This window comes from Butyrivibrio hungatei (assembly GCF_001858005.1).
GTDB lineage: Bacteria > Bacillota > Clostridia > Lachnospirales > Lachnospiraceae > Butyrivibrio > Butyrivibrio hungatei.
Window position 1 is genome coordinate 2747666 of the sequence record NZ_CP017831.1, and the last position, 18719, is coordinate 2766384.

At 39.2% G+C, this 18719-nt stretch carries 15 protein-coding genes; all 15 read right to left on the reverse strand.

The window, feature by feature from the left end; all coding sequences use genetic code 11:
• Nucleotides 1–61: 61 nt before the first annotated feature.
• The 15 genes from bhn_RS12715 to bhn_RS12785 all read right to left on the reverse strand — a co-directional run bounded on the left by bhn_RS12715 (nt 62) and on the right by bhn_RS12785 (nt 18712).
• Nucleotides 62–1747, reverse strand: coding sequence for a DUF6020 family protein (locus bhn_RS12715; protein WP_071177046.1), 1686 nt, complete (start codon nt 1745–1747; stop codon nt 62–64).
• On the reverse strand, nt 1737–2681 hold the full coding sequence (locus bhn_RS12720) for a glycosyltransferase family 2 protein (protein WP_071177047.1): 945 nt from the start codon (nt 2679–2681) through the stop codon (nt 1737–1739). Before bhn_RS12720 ends, bhn_RS12715 begins: the two co-directional genes overlap by 11 nt.
• A 15-nt stretch (nt 2682–2696) precedes the next feature.
• Nucleotides 2697–3212: a GNAT family N-acetyltransferase gene (locus bhn_RS12725; RefSeq protein WP_071177048.1), complete on the reverse strand. Its 516-nt coding sequence runs from the start codon at nt 3210–3212 to the stop codon at nt 2697–2699.
• 12 nt (nt 3213–3224) lie between these two features.
• On the reverse strand, nt 3225–4985 hold the full coding sequence (locus tag bhn_RS12730; protein ID WP_071177049.1) for a hypothetical protein: 1761 nt from the start codon (nt 4983–4985) through the stop codon (nt 3225–3227).
• A 14-nt stretch (nt 4986–4999) separates the two neighbouring features.
• A complete protein-coding gene (rffA, locus tag bhn_RS12735) occupies nt 5000–6136 on the reverse strand; it encodes a dTDP-4-amino-4,6-dideoxygalactose transaminase (RefSeq protein WP_071177050.1) in 1137 nt (378 codons plus the stop codon).
• A 14-nt stretch (nt 6137–6150) separates the two neighbouring features.
• Nucleotides 6151–6609, reverse strand: a complete 459-nt coding sequence (locus bhn_RS12740; RefSeq protein WP_071177051.1) for a GtrA family protein — start codon at nt 6607–6609, stop codon at nt 6151–6153.
• A gap of 19 nt (nt 6610–6628) precedes the next feature.
• Complete coding sequence (locus tag bhn_RS12745; protein ID WP_148661956.1) at nt 6629–8269, reverse strand: hypothetical protein; 1641 nt, start codon at nt 8267–8269, stop codon at nt 6629–6631.
• A gap of 98 nt (nt 8270–8367) precedes the next feature.
• On the reverse strand, nt 8368–9480 hold the full coding sequence (locus bhn_RS12750) for an acyltransferase (protein WP_071177053.1): 1113 nt from the start codon (nt 9478–9480) through the stop codon (nt 8368–8370).
• Between the two features lie 20 nt (nt 9481–9500).
• Nucleotides 9501–11252 carry an ABC transporter ATP-binding protein gene (locus tag bhn_RS12755; RefSeq protein WP_071177054.1) on the reverse strand — a complete coding sequence of 584 codons (1752 nt, stop codon included), beginning with the start codon at nt 11250–11252 and terminating at the stop codon, nt 9501–9503.
• A gap of 24 nt (nt 11253–11276) precedes the next feature.
• Nucleotides 11277–12302: a glycosyltransferase family 52 gene (locus bhn_RS12760; protein ID WP_236845928.1), complete on the reverse strand. Its 1026-nt coding sequence runs from the start codon at nt 12300–12302 to the stop codon at nt 11277–11279.
• Between the two features lie 52 nt (nt 12303–12354).
• Complete coding sequence (locus tag bhn_RS12765; protein ID WP_236845929.1) at nt 12355–13416, reverse strand: glycosyltransferase family 2 protein; 1062 nt, start codon at nt 13414–13416, stop codon at nt 12355–12357.
• Complete coding sequence (gene pseG / locus bhn_RS12770; RefSeq protein ID WP_071177056.1) at nt 13413–14495, reverse strand: UDP-2,4-diacetamido-2,4,6-trideoxy-beta-L-altropyranose hydrolase; 1083 nt, start codon at nt 14493–14495, stop codon at nt 13413–13415. The genes bhn_RS12765 and pseG overlap by 4 nt, the downstream gene beginning before the upstream one ends.
• A gap of 15 nt (nt 14496–14510) precedes the next feature.
• Entirely contained in the window at nt 14511–15584 is a 1074-nt protein-coding gene (gene pseI, locus bhn_RS12775; RefSeq protein ID WP_071177057.1) for a pseudaminic acid synthase, read from the reverse strand.
• Complete coding sequence (gene pseF / locus bhn_RS16085) at nt 15585–17513, reverse strand: pseudaminic acid cytidylyltransferase (RefSeq protein WP_083385989.1); 1929 nt, start codon at nt 17511–17513, stop codon at nt 15585–15587.
• Nucleotides 17510–18712: an ATP-grasp domain-containing protein gene (locus bhn_RS12785; protein ID WP_071177058.1), complete on the reverse strand. Its 1203-nt coding sequence runs from the start codon at nt 18710–18712 to the stop codon at nt 17510–17512. The genes pseF and bhn_RS12785 overlap by 4 nt, the downstream gene beginning before the upstream one ends.
• Between the last annotated feature and the right edge of the window lie 7 nt (nt 18713–18719).

The following is an 18719-nucleotide window of genomic DNA, read 5'->3' on the forward strand; positions in this document are numbered from 1 at the left end:
TTGTTTTTGCATTTTGGCACAAAAAGCCATCATTAAATATTAACATACTGAAACTGCTTAATCAAACAGGTCCAAAATTGCCTGTTCTTCCAGTATTCATGAGGACTGGGAAGGCAGTCCACAGTATCACCACGTACCTTACAAGATATGTTGGTCCAAGAAGCACTGTAAGCCACACTAAAACCAGTGGCATAAAGGGTATTATTCCCTTGAAATCTTTTCTCGACAATCTGTAAAGGATCACAAAAAGATATATCAAAAACAGCATTCCTGGTGAAAACAAAAGTGCAAGCACCGGAGCATCTTTGTGGAATGAACCGATGGACAAAAATCTGTAAAGCTTATCTATTACTGGAATAAAGCTTGTTCTAGTACCAGGGCTTTCTACTTCATAGCCAAAATAAGAGCTTTCATCATAAGTAAAGGTAAAGACCGTAGTTCCTTTATAAACATTTATCAGAGCTGGTGGATACCAATACCCGTAAGAAGTTAGAAGCCAGGCATTTACATAGGCCATAGGGTGTCTCGCTAGCTCTTTTGCCCAAAGCTTCCAAAAACCGCCTTTATCCTTCTCATAATATTCATTGTTAAATCCAACCTTCACAAGGTCTGACACCCTTGGAGTGTACATCTTAAGATTGTCTTCTGGCAGGTAAGCTGTAAGGATCTTGATATCTTCTGCAGATAGATCTTCCCTATCATATGTATACACCCTGGATAGCTGCATTATAGGTACTGTCAACATTTCCTGATTATCTTTGCCCTGGGCTCCCATTGAAAGCGCCAGCACTTTGGAAATAACAAGGTAAGCAATAACTGGTATCACCAGAAGAAATACAAGCTTTTTCTTAAGCTCTTTTCTGAAATAGATAAGAGCAAAGGGCAAAAATACAAGATACGCATAAAAGCCATTATGTCTAAAGCAGGGCATCAAAATAGCTGCGATCACAAAAGCAGCGCACTTTCCCTTACTTTTTAGAAAGCCTTCTTTGTCATTTACAAGCTGTGTTAAAAGAACTATCAAAAGTAGCAAAAATGCTGTGAATAAGCCATCTTTACTGGAGCACAGCGTATACATCACGATAGTTGGGAATAGTCCATAGTACAAAGTCCAGAGGATGCGTGATCTTTTTCCAATGCCTCTTTTTGACATATATACAAGAACATAGGCAAATACTGCAGTTATAACGAGCATCTGCAAAAAGATGTATGAAAAGATTCCAGCATTCCATGAGCCTGTAACCTTGTGAATAAGAGCAATCATACCGCCAAGCAAAAGCACGTGTAAAAGTGGATGATGTGTTGTGAAAGACCTGGTCAGAACTTCATTTAATTCATCCTGGGCATCATACACGAAAAATCCCGGAAACACTGCAAGAAGAACCGGCAAATTTAGAAGAACAATAATTCCCCATGTAGTCAGAAATTCTTTTGTTCCAAAGATCTTTTCATCAGTGGCACTTTGATAATCAGCTTTATTAAGTTTCATAAGCCCAAAGAGTTTTTTCCCCTCAAAGGACTGGTTATAGTTCTTCCAGACATGCATTGTATCTACAGTCAAAACCGCCATGATAGCCACCATTACCATCATTGCATTTTTGTCAGTAAGGTCTATCCGGTCGATCTTTTCAAGCTGATAACCTATCACCAAAAAAATCCCCGATAAAACGCCAAATAAGCCTGACATAAGCCAGGCTAAGATTTGATCAGGATTATTCTTTTTTCTTTTCCCCAATTCACTCTTCATCTAGAGTAGTCTCCCTGATAACGTATTGAGGGTTTCTATTCTGTGAAATATACACTCTTCCTAAATATTCCCCAACCATACCCATCATGAGCATCAGCATTCCGCCAATAAAGATCATTGCACTCATAAGAGCAGAAAAACCTACCGGTACATTAGGATTAACAAACTTCTTGATAACTGTGAAGATTCCATACAAGAATCCAAGGAATGCAAATATTGTACCTGACAGAGTTGCTATTCTAAGTGGCTTGATACTGAATGCAGTGAAGCCGTTTATCCACAAAGCCATAAGCTTTGAGAATGTATATCCACTGGCTCCAACTTCTCTTTTTCTATGATTAACATCTACGTTGACGATCCTCTTGGTAGTTCTAAGGACAAGGCCAATTACGTATGGATACGAGCTTTCGTATTTGATCATCTCGTCGACTACAAATCTTCTAACAGCAAAATAGCTTGATACAAAAAGCTCCTTTGGTTTACCGAGCATCACGCTGGCCATCCATTCATTCATGGCTGTTCCAAAGTTTCTAAAGAGGCTGTGCTGCTTGTGACCATATCTGGCATATACTGCGTCTGAACCATCATTAAGTGCATCGAGCAGCTTAAATACTTCATTTGCAGGTGTCTGCCCATCATCATCAAGACAAACGACATAGTCTCCCTTTGATTTTCCAAGGCCTGCCATAAGAGCTGCATGCTGTCCGAAGTTCTTGGCAAAGTTGATTCCGATAACCTTGTCTTTGTCTCTTTCAGCAGCAATTTTTCTGATGACATCCCATGTATTATCAGGTGATCCGTCATTGACCAAAAGGATCTCATAGTCGTAATCATTACTGCCGTTCATGGTCTCTTCTATTTCATTTATAACAGCTTCTAATGTTTTCTCTGATCTGTAGCAGGGAATAACAAAACTGACAAGTTTCTTTTTCATAACAATACCTTCCGCTTATAACATTTTTTCCATAAGTATCATATCACTTTTTTGTCCATCACTGCACTCTACAAGTGGTACGATCTCTGTTTCACTAAATCCTGCATGTTTGTAGCTCTTAATAGCAGCTTCATTAGTGGTAAATACTCTTAAGATAAGCTTTTTAAGCCCCATTTTGTCCCTTGCATAATCAGTTGCAAGAATAGCGGCTTCATTGCCATAGCCTTTACCTATAGCATCGTCCTCGCCTATAAAGATTCCGTACTCAGCAGTTTTGGCATCTTTATCTATATCTCTAAAATACACGCTTCCTACAGGTCTGTTGTCATTATTCTTCTCACAGATTATGAACTGAACAACTTCGCCTGTTTTTACTTTTGTCTCTATCCAGTTCTCATGAGTCTGTCTTGTGAACACTTCTCTATACACGAAGTTATTTCGCACTCTTTCGTTGTTGCGCCACTTCACAATAAGATCCGTGTCATCACTTGTCATGAGCCTGATATTTACTTTATCTCCAAAAATATACATTTCTTTACCTGCTTATCTTACTGAAATTGAGTAGATGCCAAAAACGTCAGCCACCTTATCTACTTCTTTTACTGTGACATCTATGCCTTTTTCTCTGTAATAATCAGCTATCCATGTCACATCCTCTGAAAGAACCTGAACCATATAGACGTTATCCAAAAGGAGGGAATCCTGCATATTTGTAAGGCCAAACTTCTGCATCTTCTCTTCAAAAAGAGGGCTCTTTGAAGCCCAACCACCCATAATATCATGGTTAGCGTAGCTATTATCTACTCTTTCAAACATCTTTTCAGAGAAAGTAGCCTCTCCGTCAGCCTTATTCTCGCCGCAGGAAACACTGGTGTAAACATCTATGAAATAGAAATTATCTTTGTTTGCATCAAAATAGTCATAAAGTGCATCGTAGTGCTGTCTCATGCTATTTCTTGAAGCAATTTCAGCTTTAATGATATCAAACTGGTTTGGAATTGATAACAAGCTTATAAGTGAAACTGCTACGAGCGGCACAAACACAACTCTTTTACCATTTCTGTCCTTCATATGGATGATCGCCAGAAGTATCACGATCTCCATGAGGTACAAGGGATGGGTTATCCTTATTGGATCTCGTCCTCTGACTATTATGTAGAGCCACAGGCTACTGCGACATGCAAATAGCAGTGCAAGGAGCCCAAATGTAAGTAATATGTTTTTCTTATTCTTTTCTGCCACTGGAAAAAGAGCTGTTAATATTGCACCCAGGTATAAAAGAAGTACGATCATATTCCATGGAAAATCTGTCATTGGGTATTCATAGCTCTTTTGACCAGATATGAACCTCATGCGGTATAGATATGGTGAAATTGCATTCAAAAGCTGCTTGGTCATAGGAACTTCATCAGTTCTAAGCTTGGCAGCATACTGTGCAACTGCATTTAATGTATCTGCATTTATTTCTTCATCGATACCAAAGTTGTAATTAACAAGGAGCTCCTGCTCGCTTTCAGAAAGGCCTATGCTGTCGTAAAAATCCTTGTTATCAGCATATTCAGGAATGTACTGAAAATCATAGAGCTCGGTTCTTGCATCAAATAACCTGTAGAACTCCTTCCACTCAGGTGATGAGTATCCAATCTTATTAGCCACATTGCCTAGGATCAAAGCGCAGATTATGAGAATAAATGCTTTGAGGTAATTCTTAAACTCTTTTCCTGTAAGAGCCCATCTGATAAGGATTCCGACACATAACATTGGAAGTGTCAAAAGAAGCATCTCAGACCTTAACAGGTATGCTACAAATACCAGGATCACGGCGAAAATAAGGTTATTATCCTTTTCCTTATGAGTCATGATAAGGAACGTAGCCGTAGCCGAAAGCATTCCGCATGTGAATGTATACTGTACAAAGAGAAAGTGGGATGCCATGGTTCCAAGGAAAAGAAGGATCACCATAACAGACCATACTATCTTGTTGGCTTTCTCAGATACGTCAGCTATCACATGATATGCCACTGCAAACACGCATAAAAACTGTAGAAAGCACAAAAAAATGCCATACCAGTCAGGCGCTCTAAATACTCTGTAAAACACAGAGATAAGCGCGCTTATCGGATATAGCATCTGTATATTATGCCCTGCGGGCACACCTGTATAGGAGCCTGAGAGAATATCTTTCATGAGAACATCATCATTTAAGTCAAAATAATAATCTCCAACTACACCTACAACCACCATAATGATCAGGGTAATCAGCGCCGTGATTATTATATTAAGGCTTAAAGATGATCTCCTCATATTTCTGCTCCAGATTAGTTAAATTTGTAGTACTCCTTTACTCTCATAACTACTTCATCAAGGTCTTCGTTTGTAAGCTTATAGTACATAGGAAGTCTCAAAAGTCTGAGACTCTCTCTTGTTGTATACTTATCTTCTCCTCTGAACTCAGAGTACTTCACACCAGCTTTTGATGAGTGAAGTGGTACGTAGTGAGATGCAGGTAAGATGTCGTTGCTCTTAAGATAATTGATAAGTCCTGTTCTCTCCTCTACATCCTTACACTTGATGTAGAACATATGGCCATTGTGTACGCACTCTTCTGGTACGTAAGGAAGCTCAATGAGACCTTTTTCTGCAAGTGGTCTGAGGGCTTCATAATATCTATTCCAGTGATCAAGTCTTGCATCATTGATCTCATCAGCAAGCTGAAGCTGTGCATGAAGATATGCTGCGTTCATCTCACTTGGAAGATATGAAGAACCTGGCATGATCCAGCTGTATTTATCAACCTTACCAAGGTTGTAAAGAGTTCTGTTTGTACCCTTTTCTCTGATGATGATAGCGTTATCAACGTATGTTTCATCTCTTAAAAGAAGCGCTCCACCTTCGCCCATGCTGTAGTTCTTGGTCTCGTGGAAGCTATAGTTACCAAAATCACCGATCGAACCAAGGGCTCTTCCCTTATAAGTTGCCATAACGCCCTGAGCTGCATCCTCGATAACCAGAAGGTTGTGGCGCTTTGCAATGTCCATGATAGTATCCATCTCGCAGCCAACACCAGCATAGTGTACTGGAACGATTGCCTTAGTCTTTGGTGTGATAGCCTGCTCGATAAGATTCTCATCAATATTCATAGTATCAGGTCTGATATCAACAAAAACTACCTTAGCTCCTCTTAATACAAAAGCGTTAGCTGTTGATACAAAAGTAAATGAAGGCATGATAACTTCATCGCCTTCTTTGATTCCGGCAAGAATAGCTGACATCTCAGTAGCATGTGTGCATGATGTTGTAAGAAGTGCCTTCTTTACGCCTGTCTTTTTCTCAATCCACTCATTATCAAGGGCTGTATACTTACCATCGCCGCAGATCTTCTGAGCTTCTACGCACTCCTTAATATAGTCAAGTTCTTTACCTGTATATGGAGGTACATTAAAATTAATTCTCATGATTCACCTCTTGATCAATCCTTCTTTTCAAGAAAAATCTTTCTTGATATGAAATTATATACCATTACTACGCCAGTTGCACCAAATTTAAAGAATACATCCTTAGCAAAACCTTCGCTCATAATGCTCCTGAGCCATGGCCAGTTGAGATAGATCACGTCATATCCAAGATATAAGCAGACCTCATTGATTCCAAGTCCGATGATACTAAGAACAAGAAATACGATAAACTCTTTCTTTCTGCTGATATCTTCTTTTCTCTCGAAAACAAACTTAAAGCTTAAGATGTAATTAACTACTACTGAAACTGTGAATCCTAGAAGCGCTGACAAAAGATAATACTGTGCAAACACCTCTGAGAATCCAACACTGACAAATATAGCATTGAAGATCCTGTATACTACATAGTCAACAATGAAGCTAATAACTCCAACAATTCCGAATTTGGCAATCTGTGCCAAAAGCTTATCCATAAATATAAACCTCTATTCTTTATTTTGATTCAGCAAAAACGATAAATCTTTCGCTTTCGAAGATTTTATTATAATCGTGATTTGCAATATAGTCCAATAAAATATCATATTTAGCTCCTACCAAGGAGTAGTCTGCCATTTCTTTGGAAACAATGACTGTAGGAGTTGCATTATCGGATGCGTTTAATTCCATAAGCTGAGAATCAAACTTATCTATTGAGTAGCTATCAAGATCTGGCCATGCGGTGTTAATAGCTGGTTCCATATCAAACATATAGGATATTCCTGGAATTCCACCAAAGAGAATCACCTTAGTCTGTAAAAGATCTGCCTTTTCCAAAGCATCTTTTAACTCATCAAGAGACTGTGCATTATACTGAGTCGTGATCATTCCTGAAAGCTTGTCTACACTTACTGTGCTATCTCTTGGGGTTCCATCTGCACCATCAACGAATGAGTAACCCATATGGAAAAGAGCTCCCTGGATAAATAGCGCAACAATAACAGCTGTAATTGTACTTTCCCATGCAAAGTTGTAATCTGCTTCACCTGCTCTTTGGATCATTCGTCTAAATAGCCAAAGAACTATCGGGGCAATGATAAAGAGATTATTAAGGATTGGGAAGGTATAGTTATTACTTCCAATAGGCGTTACAAGGATAAGGAGAAGTGTCACAAAGCTTAAAGTCTGCTCCTCTTTACTGCCATTTAACAGTCCAAGGCTTCCGATAAGGCTAAGCACTATTCCAGCGATTATAAACATCATTGCAAGCTGGAACATTGAATCGTAGTAATAATAGTTTCTAGTGATGACACCTATTGCAAAATAGTATCTGATAAGAACTAATAATCCGCCTATGAAAAGGAGCTTCTTGATAAGGACATATCTCTTAGGCAAAAGCATAAACATAATGATTCCAGCTGCAATACAAGGAAGCATTATGATCATATCTGAAAGAGTAGTAAGATAAGCCTCTACGATAAGCGCTATCATTCCACCTCCAGAATAATCGGAGGCTCCCTCTGTCATTCCGAACAAGCTGCTTATCATATTTGGATAAGCCATGAAGCCATACTTTATTGAAATTATAGCTATTGGCACAAGCATTCCTGCTAGGAACCCAAGGATACAGATACCTGTTCTCTTTAAAACCTCTACTAGTCTATCCTTGGTAATAAGGCCATAGAACCAAAGCGCAAGTATCATTGCTGTCTCTACGATATTCGGAAATCTCACAAGTACGTTAAGCCCAAAGCATATTCCTGCAAGGAAAAGAAACAGATTTTGTCTTTGCCACTGAAGAATGCCATGAATCAGAAGAATAGTTCCTACAGTAAACAAAAGGTATGTCAGATAGTTATAAAGTATGACTCTTGGGCAAAAACAGATGCTCTCTGCAATAAACTCGCCAATAAAGATCATCCATCCTGGCATAAACCTCTGAAGACAGTAATATGCTATAAGTGCGATGGCACTCGTGATAAAGCTGCAATAAATACTAAATCCCAGCATTGTTCCTGCTCCGGGAAGAAGCATTATCAGCTTTCCAAAGACGTTACTGAGATAAGTAGAAAAGAGCCACATGGGATCAAGACTGCCCATGTATTCATAATTGGTCAGGCTGTACATGGTGTCAGATATATCAATTCCCTGATTCACACCAATTAAAGGGTATAACAAAAGCACCACTGGAAAGAAGTATCTCTCCAGCGGACGCTGAAATCTCTTGAAATTATAAAAATAACTTCTGATATTATTTAGCATATCTTTTCATCCCATTTGCGGATAAACTTAAACAACTTAGTATCCTTCATTACGCGGCCAATGAAGTCAAATATCATCTTGCGGATCCAGTCCACAAAAATACCTGCGGCAAATACTATAATGACGCAGCGGATCATATGCCAAGCAAAGAAGAGAACATTATCCATTGGAACTGGTCCAATAAGGCTTTCAAGCCACTCTACCCATCTGTTTCTGATCTCAAGATGCATATGTACAAGGTATACGCCAAAAGTAAAAGGTGCTACAAATCTTACTACATTCGCAAACCAGTTTTCCTTCATCTTGAGGAATCTAAATACTGAGAACAAGCCAAGTGCTCCTGTTAAAGTAAAGATGAAGTTATAGTGAGTAGGCACCTGTGAGTAGTAGATAAATCCGCCTCTCACAAGGTTTATATAGTGAAGCGCCAGAGACATGGCAAGAGATATAAGTGATGAGATCAAAAATACCAATGCACTTCTCTTGGCATTAAAGAAAAGAACTACGTCATATTTTCTGATATATGCCGCAATAAGATAAAGGCATATGAACCAGCCATAATCATATCCTGCATGATCAGTTACAAACATTACAGGGACAATGCTCTTGATACCGCAGAACCAAATGAGAAGACCTATGATGACTGTCTTTAGCTGTATCCTGCTAAGGGCATTTACAGCTGCGTTGAGTACTGGAGACAGAACATACATGATGACGTATGCTGTAACAAACCAATAATGCTCAGAAGATATCGGGAAAAGATACTGAGCAGTCTTGTAGATAGTATCGTCACTTCCAACTGTGTATGTTCCCACCATCATCATGGCAACGGAAATAAGTATCGTATAGAAATACACCTGACAGATAAGCTTTAGGATACGACTAAGCTTAATGTTGGTCTGTGAAAGGAAATATCCACTAAGAAGCACATAAACATTGACTCCGGTTATGCAAAATGTCTCGATAACTGTTGCAAAGATCTGAACCTTTGAAGCTGGAACTCCCAGCTGTAACAATGCATCTGCATGGATATTGTAGTGTAATGTCACTATCATAAGCATTGCGATTATTCTAAGTAACTCAAAATTAGGTTTTCTAACGCTCATGCTCTCCTCCAAAAAACTTTTTATCTGTCTACCACTGCTTTTCCGTCCTTAATGCTGTAGACCATATCACATTTTTCAATGGTCTGAAGTCTGTGGGCAATAATAACAAGTGTTTTCTTGCCATGAAGGTTATTTATCGACTCCATGATAGCTGCCTCAGTCTCATTATCAAGAGCTGATGTAGCTTCATCAAGAACAAGTACTTCAGGATCTTCAAAAAGAGCTCTTGCAATACCTATTCTCTGTTTCTGTCCACCTGAAAGCCTGATTCCTCTCTCACCAATCTTGGTATCAAGTCCCTCTGGAAGGCTTCTTACAAATTCATCAAGTGATGCTTCTTTTAACGCATTCCAAACTCTTGTATCGTCAATCTCTTCATCGGGATAGCCAAAAGCTACATTCTTTCTGATGGTTGAATCGATCATGAAGATAGTCTGTGGAATATAACCGATATTCTTGAGCCACTCTGGATAGTGTTCCATGACATCTACGCCGTCTGCAAGAATTTTTCCAGATTCAGGCTTCAAAAGTCCAAGCATGACATCTACGATAGTGGTCTTACCTGCACCGGAAGTACCAACGATACCGACGGACTTTCCAACTGGAACTTCCATATCTGCTTTATCAAGAATGAGCTTGTCAGTTCCAGGATACTTATAAGTAATATCCTTCATGAGAATGCTCTTTGTAACAGGTAACTTTTCAATCTGGCTCTTTTTCCTGTAATCATCGCTGTTATATGAAATATTGCCGTCATGGATCTCTGACTGAAGATTGTCGCTTACATTCATAAGGAAAGGTTCAAAATAAGCAATTGAAGTCAGGTAATTGTTGATCCTGTTTGCACTTGGTAAAAGTCTTGAAGCAGCTGCTGCAAGAACAGTAAGCTGAGGAACGAGGTCTGTGAGATCAGTTCCTCTAGCCATTACTACAAGCATATATCCGATCATACCGGCAATCGCAATAGTCTCGATCAAAAGTCTTGGTGTTGAATTATAAAGATTATACTTCTGAACAGCATTTACATAACCTGCACCGCAATCAGCATATCCATTTATGAAATAGTTTTCCTTATTTGCGATCTTGATCTCTTTGATTCCTGTAACAGACTCATCGATCCACTTATAAAGACCACTATAATAATCCTGGTTTTCCTGTCCTGCCTTGACCATAACTGGCTTGATGAAATACTTGATCACAAGGAGTACTACAACAAGAAGAAGAGCAATACTAAGTGTCATCTCTGCATCAGTACTAACAAGGAAAGCAACAAGGCAAGTAAATACGATAACTTCACTTATAAGCTGAAGACTACTCAGGATAAGTCCATACATATTGTTAACGTCAGAAGTGATATTTCTCTGAATGACACTCGTGTCAGCATTGAGATAATACTCATAAGGTCTCTGCATGAAATTGATCATCATACGTCTTGATGTAGCAAACTGGTTTGTATATACAAAACGTAGCTGAACTACATTCAGGAAATAAAGGAATATATTCTTTACAACAAAGACCAGAATAAGTGCCACCATTATGATAGCTGCAAGCTGAGTGGTGGATGTAAGGTTAAGTCCGTTGTAGATAAATGAAAGATACTTACTCTCCTGAACCTTCTCAGGGCTGACAACAACCTTCATGATAGGCACGATAAGAGCAATACCTAATGACTCTAAAACACCTCCGATAAGCATCATGAAAACAATGCCTACCATCTGTCTCTTCTGCTTTGCATCCAAAAGACGCATCACTTTTTTAAAAATCTTGCGCATAAAACTAAAATTACCCTTCTTATGTTAATCTGTGATCGCTTCATTCTGTCTGTGGATCTCAGGTGCTTCGTACTTGTCCATGAAGTCATCTCCAAGATATATCTTGTCCTCTACAAAGCTTAAAGAATCCACTACTGTATATACAGAAACAAGCCTGTCAAAGCTGATATTCTCAATAAAGTTCAGCATCTCCATAGGAAATGAGCCATCAAGAACGATAGCTTCAGGGAAATTCTCCCTATAATCCAGTAGATCTCTAGGATGTTGTTTTATAATAACAGTTGCTTTTGTATTATCTATTGTTCCATATTCACAAATAATATCTTTAAATATTCTAACCCTTGTGTCAAGGTCGCAAAGAGGTTCAGATAAAACAAGCAAAGTCTTATCATTACCCTCTACCTTTTTCTTGATTCCTTCAACGTCATCCACAAATAGCTTTAGCATCAGCTCTTTTTCTGAAGCGGTAAGTCTGTCAGTAAGTGTCTTACGAGGAAGCTCCACGTACTTATCACATGGATATGGCAAAACAGAGATATTGTTGACCTCCATATCTATGCAATACCTACCATAGCCATTCTGAATATGGATAAGTCCTTTTGAAGCCATCCAGGCTTTGATCTTGAAGTGTCCTCTGTTGTCATATCTGGCTGTATCATAGTATCTGATACAATCAAGGCCATCTTCTACAGCATGATATGGAATCTTCTTGTAATTAAGGTAATAGCCAATAGGATCTGAATCGCAAAATACATAGATATCTTTGTATTCCCTGAAATCTATAGGAATGTATTTTTCCTGAAGACGACCAAATTCTTTACAGAACTTAATCCTTTTTATCATGTTAAGAAAAATATTTCCTGAGTCCTTTTTAAGCTCTGCCAGCTCAGGAAAAAATGTGTCTTCTTTTTCATCGTACTCATAGACAGCATCAAAAATAGGGCTCTCCTTGGCTCTTTCGACCATTTTGCCAAAGTTATTGGACATCTTAGAAAGAACAAGAGTCGCTTTCCCGCCATCAGCTATATAAAATTCCTTCAAACATGCCACATATACATGATAAAAGGTGTGGCACACATATACTCTATCCTGCATATAATACTTAACTTTTACTCCTTAAGCCTCTATAAAACCACAGTAATCTGTAGTACAAATAAAAAAACATATGTGATTTCATTTGATATGCTATAAGCTTCTTTTCCTCTGGATGAATCTTTTCCTGATAATATTGGTTCTCCTGAAAATCAGGGAAGGTTTCCTTCATCTCTTTTGCCAAAGCCTTAGTAAAGGAATAGCAATCCTTTAACTTAGAACTCTTAGGCATAGCAGAAAAGAGGGTGTTCACATAAAATAACACAGTGTATTGAAATTCGATCTCTGGTTTATATTCATCAAAATAGCCATTTTCTTTGGCTTCACTTATGATCATCCTTCCAGCGACCATTCTGTCCTCAAGATTCTTCCTTGAGATGCTGTGGACAGTTGAACTCTGATGCTGGTAATAAAAATATAATGGTTCCTGAATGTATTCAAAATGCTTGGATCTTGTCATCCATGTATTACTTACTGCATTATCCTCATAAAAGATGTTCTCAGGAAAAACTGAAAGCTTATCCTTAGTGCCTGGTTCATAATTTCCAACGATGAGTTCTCTTCTATATACTTTAACCACAAGACTACCTGTTTCTAACAATAGATTCTTGTAGCGTTCTTTATCCATAACACCCGTTTGTGAATAATTGTTGTTGTGGACTACCTTTCCGACCTTAAAGCTGTGTTCATCTGTGAGAGAATAATCACAGCCTACCATGTCAGCCCCGGTCTCTTTTGCCTTATTTAATAGTCTCTCATAGTAATCTGGAACGATCCAATCATCCGCATCAATAAACCCAAGCCATTCACCCTTAGCAATTGCGAGGCCAATATTCTTGGCACCTCCCTGATGAAGATTTGTTTCTGAATGGATAGCTTTAAATTTCTCAGGGTGCTCTTTTTCATATCTCTGAAGGATCTCAAAAGAGTTATCTGTTGAGCAGTCATCAACTGCTATTATCTCATAGTCAGAAGGATCCAGCGTCTGCCCTACCAGACTATTCAAGCAATATTCAAGTTTTCCATCTGATGCCATATTGTAAACAGGCACTATTATGCTAAGCTTTATCATATAAATTCCAAAATTGCCTTGGCAATCCTTTCTGCGCCTTTTCCGTCAATGAGACTTTTGGCTTTATCACTCATTCTTTTCCTAAATCCAGCGTTGTCCTGAGCTGCTGTTCCCCAGGTTACGATCTTCTGAACAAGTCTTCTGTCTTTTCTGGCATCACCAGCGTATTTGGCTGCTCCAGCCTTATCAAAGGACTGCACAAACTCAACCTGATTATCGGCCATACTAAATACAACCGTTGGTACTCCCACTGCGCATAACTCATACAGGGTTGTTCCTCCAGCAGATACCGCAAAATCAGCCTTTTTCATGAGAGATGCCATATCACCTACTGTCTCATGGAGTGAAATCTCTTTATGTGCCTTTGCAAGCTCTCTTAGCTCTTCCTTGTAGCCTTCTTCAAAGAGAGCCCCAACAACTACATCGCAGCATAGCCCTGTTGTATCAAGAACTTTTCTGCAGGGGCTATCGCCTACATAAATCTCTTTTAATATATCCCCTAAAACATGATAAGGATCAGTTCCACCAGAAGATAATAAAGCTGTTCTAGCTATATCTCTTACCTCATATCTGTTGTCCGCAAACTGAGGTCTAAGCGGGGAAAACTCTGGCCCCAGAAGCTGCTTAGGAGCACTATAAAAGTCCTTAGGAATAATAATGTCATAATTTATTATCAGGTCCACCGGATAATCGAATTTATAGAGATCATCAATAAATCCAGTCTTTGTCTGCAATGCAAGCTCCTTTATGAGATCATTTATCCCTTGAAAATAGTCTTCCTTCAGGAAATATGAATCCATAAGGTAAAAGTCAGGCTTCTCTGAAGCAAAAAGTTCTTTTAATAGCGGAAGATCTTCCATAGGCTCGGAAAAATTGTTATGGAGGATCACAGAGTCAAATGTAGTTCCATCCTCATCAGATAAAGTTCTCAAAAGATCGGCGCTATCAATATCTGATAAAACAAAAACGACTTCAGCGCCATTGTCCATCAGCTCTTTTGCAATAGTCATACATCTTCTGATATGACCAGTAGCGATTATGCCATTACCATTTGCCTTTATCCAGACTTTCTTATTCATGCTTCCTCCTGCTATTTAACAGAAATCGTCATATTTGAGAGGTTCGCCTCTAAAAAGGTCCTTAGAAGCTATTTTACCAATAACATTGTCGTACTCAATCGGTGGAAGGCCGCTACCCTGCTGAGGTCTAATAGATCTGATGTTTGCAGCAGTAAGCTTCTCGCCCTTCTTGATATCCTCTACTATGAAAAGAGATCTTGCGCCCTCTCTTTCCTTTTCCTGAGCCGGGGTCAGCTTGTACTTGCTGCTTCCAAGAGCTTTTTCAACAATTCGGATGCTCTTTACCATCTCAGCAAATTCTTCCGGCTCCATAGAAAATGCACCATCTGCGCCGCCATCAGCTCTTCTGAGCGTCAGATGTTTTTCAACCATTCTGGCTCCTAATGAAACTGCGGCAATTGGAACTGTCCATCCCATGGTGTGATCAGAAAGTCCCATTATGCAGCCATACTCATCAGCAAGTCCCTTTATCATATTGAGGTTTACATCCTCATAAGGTGTAGGATATGCAGAAACGCATTTAAGCAACACTACATCCTTGTTTCCTTCCTGAATGCAGGCCTCGATAGCAAGTCTGATATCATCAAGTGTAGCAACACCTGTAGCCAGTATGATTGGCTTTTTCTTGGCTGCGCACATTCTGATAAGCGGGATATCTGTGATCTCATAGGATGCGATCTTGATAGCTGGCATATTCATCTGTTCTACAAAATCAAGAGATGTCTTGTCAAAAGGAGTTGAGAAGCAATCAAGTCCAAGCTTATTTGCTTCTTCCATAAGCTTTGGTTGCCACTCCCAAGGTGTATATGCCTGCTGATAAAGCTTGTAAAGAGTCATACCATCCCATAAAGTTCCACCATCTATCTGGAAATAGCTTTTGTCACTGTCAATAGTCATGGTGTCAGCTGTATAGGTCTGAAGCTTAATAGCATCAGCACCAGCCTCTTTGGCTGCGTGAATGATCTCTATAGCTCTGTTAAAGTCATTGTTATGGTTGGCAGACATTTCCGCAACAATATATACAGGATCATCCTTGCCAATATAGTGATCAGCCAGTTTAACCCTCTGATTTAGCTCAAATCTAGGCATTTAAAAACCTCCCTGGAAATGATTCTTCATCATGTATTCTTCATTAGTCCATGGAAATCTGGCTTCAAAAACCGTTCCATCACTCTTTTTAACATAAACCGCTGGAAAATAATGTATGAAAAGAGGTGTAAGGCAAAGCGTGTATCCTCCGGCATTAGTAAATACAACTTTGTCACCAGTCTTGAGCTCTACCTCATTTTCTGCATTAAACAATCTGTCGTACTCCATGCATGTGGCACCACAGATCATCTGCGAATCCATCTTATTTCTAGAAGCCTTATCGCCGGCATACTCAAACCTGTGAGGATACCATCTTCTGGTAACCTGTGGATTAAGATTCACACGGCTTCCGTCTATTACAACATATCTATGTTCTCTGATATCTTTTGTATCAATAACACTCGTTACAAAACTAAATGAAGATGAAACCATAGATACACCTGGCTCCATTACTAGCTTTGTCTTATTCACATCAAAGAACTTTGAAAGTTCCTCACTGATTGCAGGAACGTAGCTTCTAAAATCAGGCTTACCTTCTACGCCGCCATAATATCCGCCGCCCATGTCCACATAGTCAAGATCAAGCTCATACTCTTTTGCCACTAGAACAGCAACCTGAGAAAGAGCTCTATAGGCATTAAGTGAACGTGACTTTGTAGAAGAATGAAGGTGAAGACCAGCAACCTTAACATTTGGAAAGCTCTTCACTTTATCAATGACTTTCCCAAGCTCACCATTTTCGTAGCAGTAGCCAAATCTACTTCCTTCCTCGTCTGCAAGAACTTCGTCAGGAATAATAGTAGAGATATCATAGTTGACTCTGATACCAATACCAAAAGACCTGTCTTTATGTTTATTAGCAAGTTCTTCAAGCCAAAGTGGTTCATAGCTTGAATCCATATTTACGATTCCACCTGCAAGGAGAATCTCACAGAAAGCATCCTTATCCTTTATTGGTCCATTATAGATCACCTGATCTTTTCTATAGCCTAGTCTAAGAGCGAGCTCATATTCTTCCTTGGAAACAACTTCTGCATAAAAGCCATTTTCCTTTAAATGAGCAAGAAGCCATGGAAGTGAGTTAGTCTTAACCGAATAAGAACAGATGTAATTATTCCAATCCTTATTCAGTGCGTCTTTTAGCATTTTGATATCAGCATTTAAAAGAGATTCATCCACTCTGTAATAAGGAGTCTTGAGCTTTGAATCATCAAACTTTTCGCCTGACATGTTTGTCATTTCTTCTGACGCACTCTTAAGATTTCTGTATTTTTGCTCAGCAATCTTCCAGTCTTCAAAGGTATCAATGTCCTGAACTTCATCTTCGCTAAGGATAACAGCAACCATATCATCTACATCAGTTGTATTGTCTCTAAAGAAAGCATCTGTCCTGCAGGCATAGAACTGTCCACTGTCGTGATATATCTTTTCAAGATCCTGAGATCTTGTGAGAGCATGCTCAAGATGCTTACGAACAAGTCTCTCATTTTCAATGATAAAGCCCCTCTGAGGTGGATATGAAAAAGCAACCACTGGAGTAACTGATTCGTGCTCATCAAGTTTATCCATAGCTTCTTTTAATCTCTGAGGAGTAATAAAAGGAGCTGTAGGATATATACAACAGAATCTGTCAAAAATCTTGCCTTCTGACTTGTATCTATTCAGTACTTCTGCAATAACTTCATCTGTTGTAGCATAGTCATTGGCAGTATCCTCTGAGCGCATGAAAGGAACCTTGGCTCCAGCATTCCTAGCAACCTCGGCAATCTTCTCATCATCTGTTGAAACCATTACTTCATCGAATGCGCCGCTTTCAATAGCGGCTGTTATAGAATACTCGATAATAGGTTTTCCACAGAAATTCTTTATGTTCTTGCCAGGGATTCTCTTACTTCCGCCTCTGGCTGTAATAATGGCAACACAGCTCATTTTACTGCCTCCACTTCAAACTCGCTTTTGATGGCTGCGGCGTATTCATCAAGGGCAAAAGTGTCAGATGCTTCCAGGATAAAGAAGCCTCTTCCCATGATAGACGCACCATTTGTAACTTTTCCTAAATACATTCCACTCTTTATATTGCAATTCCAAGCTCGCAGCGGATATTTCTTCATCAGAGCCTCTTTGGATGGGACTTTATTGATCCTGACATCTTCAAAGTCAAAATATCTGATGATCATCTTCTTATCCACATTTGGCTCAAATGAATATTTAAGACCAAGTGCTGGTACAGCAAGCTTGATAAACTCTGAGATAACATCAACCCCACTTGCCATAGGTGTAAAGAGGTTATGGAGATTGTGCCCTGATGGACGTCCGGAAGTTTCGATGATAAATGGCTTTCCATTTACATCTTTTATGATATCTGCATGCACCAGGTTATTCTTAAATCCAAGAATCTCACCGGCTTCCTGCATAAGCTTCTTTACAGCTGTGATAAACTCAGCATTTTCAGGAGCCTCAATGATAGAATAATAGCCAACACACTCCCTATATGGAGGTTTAGTATTCTTTTTACCTCTAAGAAGTATAAGCTTGAACTTCCCATCAACATAAACACCGTCTACGCCATATTCCGGACCATCAACGAATGTCTCTATGCAATAATCCTCTTCAAATGGCAGTTCTGCCAAAAACTCTTTTTGAAGTTCCTCTTTAGTATTATAGATCTTAACTCCGCGGCTTCCTGAACCAAATCTTGGCTTAACTACAACTGGATACATGAAATTAAGCTCATCCGCATCTGCACTTTCAGTACCTGCAGAAATTAAGTACATTTCTGCTTTTCTAAGATTCTTTTCACTTAACAGTCTATGGAACTCATATTTGTCAGTGCAGTTATTAGCCGCATCAAAAGAGATTCCGCACAGATTATAGTGATCATTCACCGCACCTGTGGTAGTAAGGTACCTTCCGATAGGTACAGGAAGCACTATGTCAGGCTTGTTCTGATCAAGTATCTCAAAAACCTTCTGTGGATCTCTTATATCTACAACAAAGGAAGCATCTGCCTCGCGTAAACCAGGTGCTTCCGCATTTCCATCTAATGCAATAACTTCCAGCCCAAGCTCTTTAGCCTTGCTGATAGCGTATATAGATTCTGAACTTGCTCCTATTACTGCTGCTCTCATCAAATTA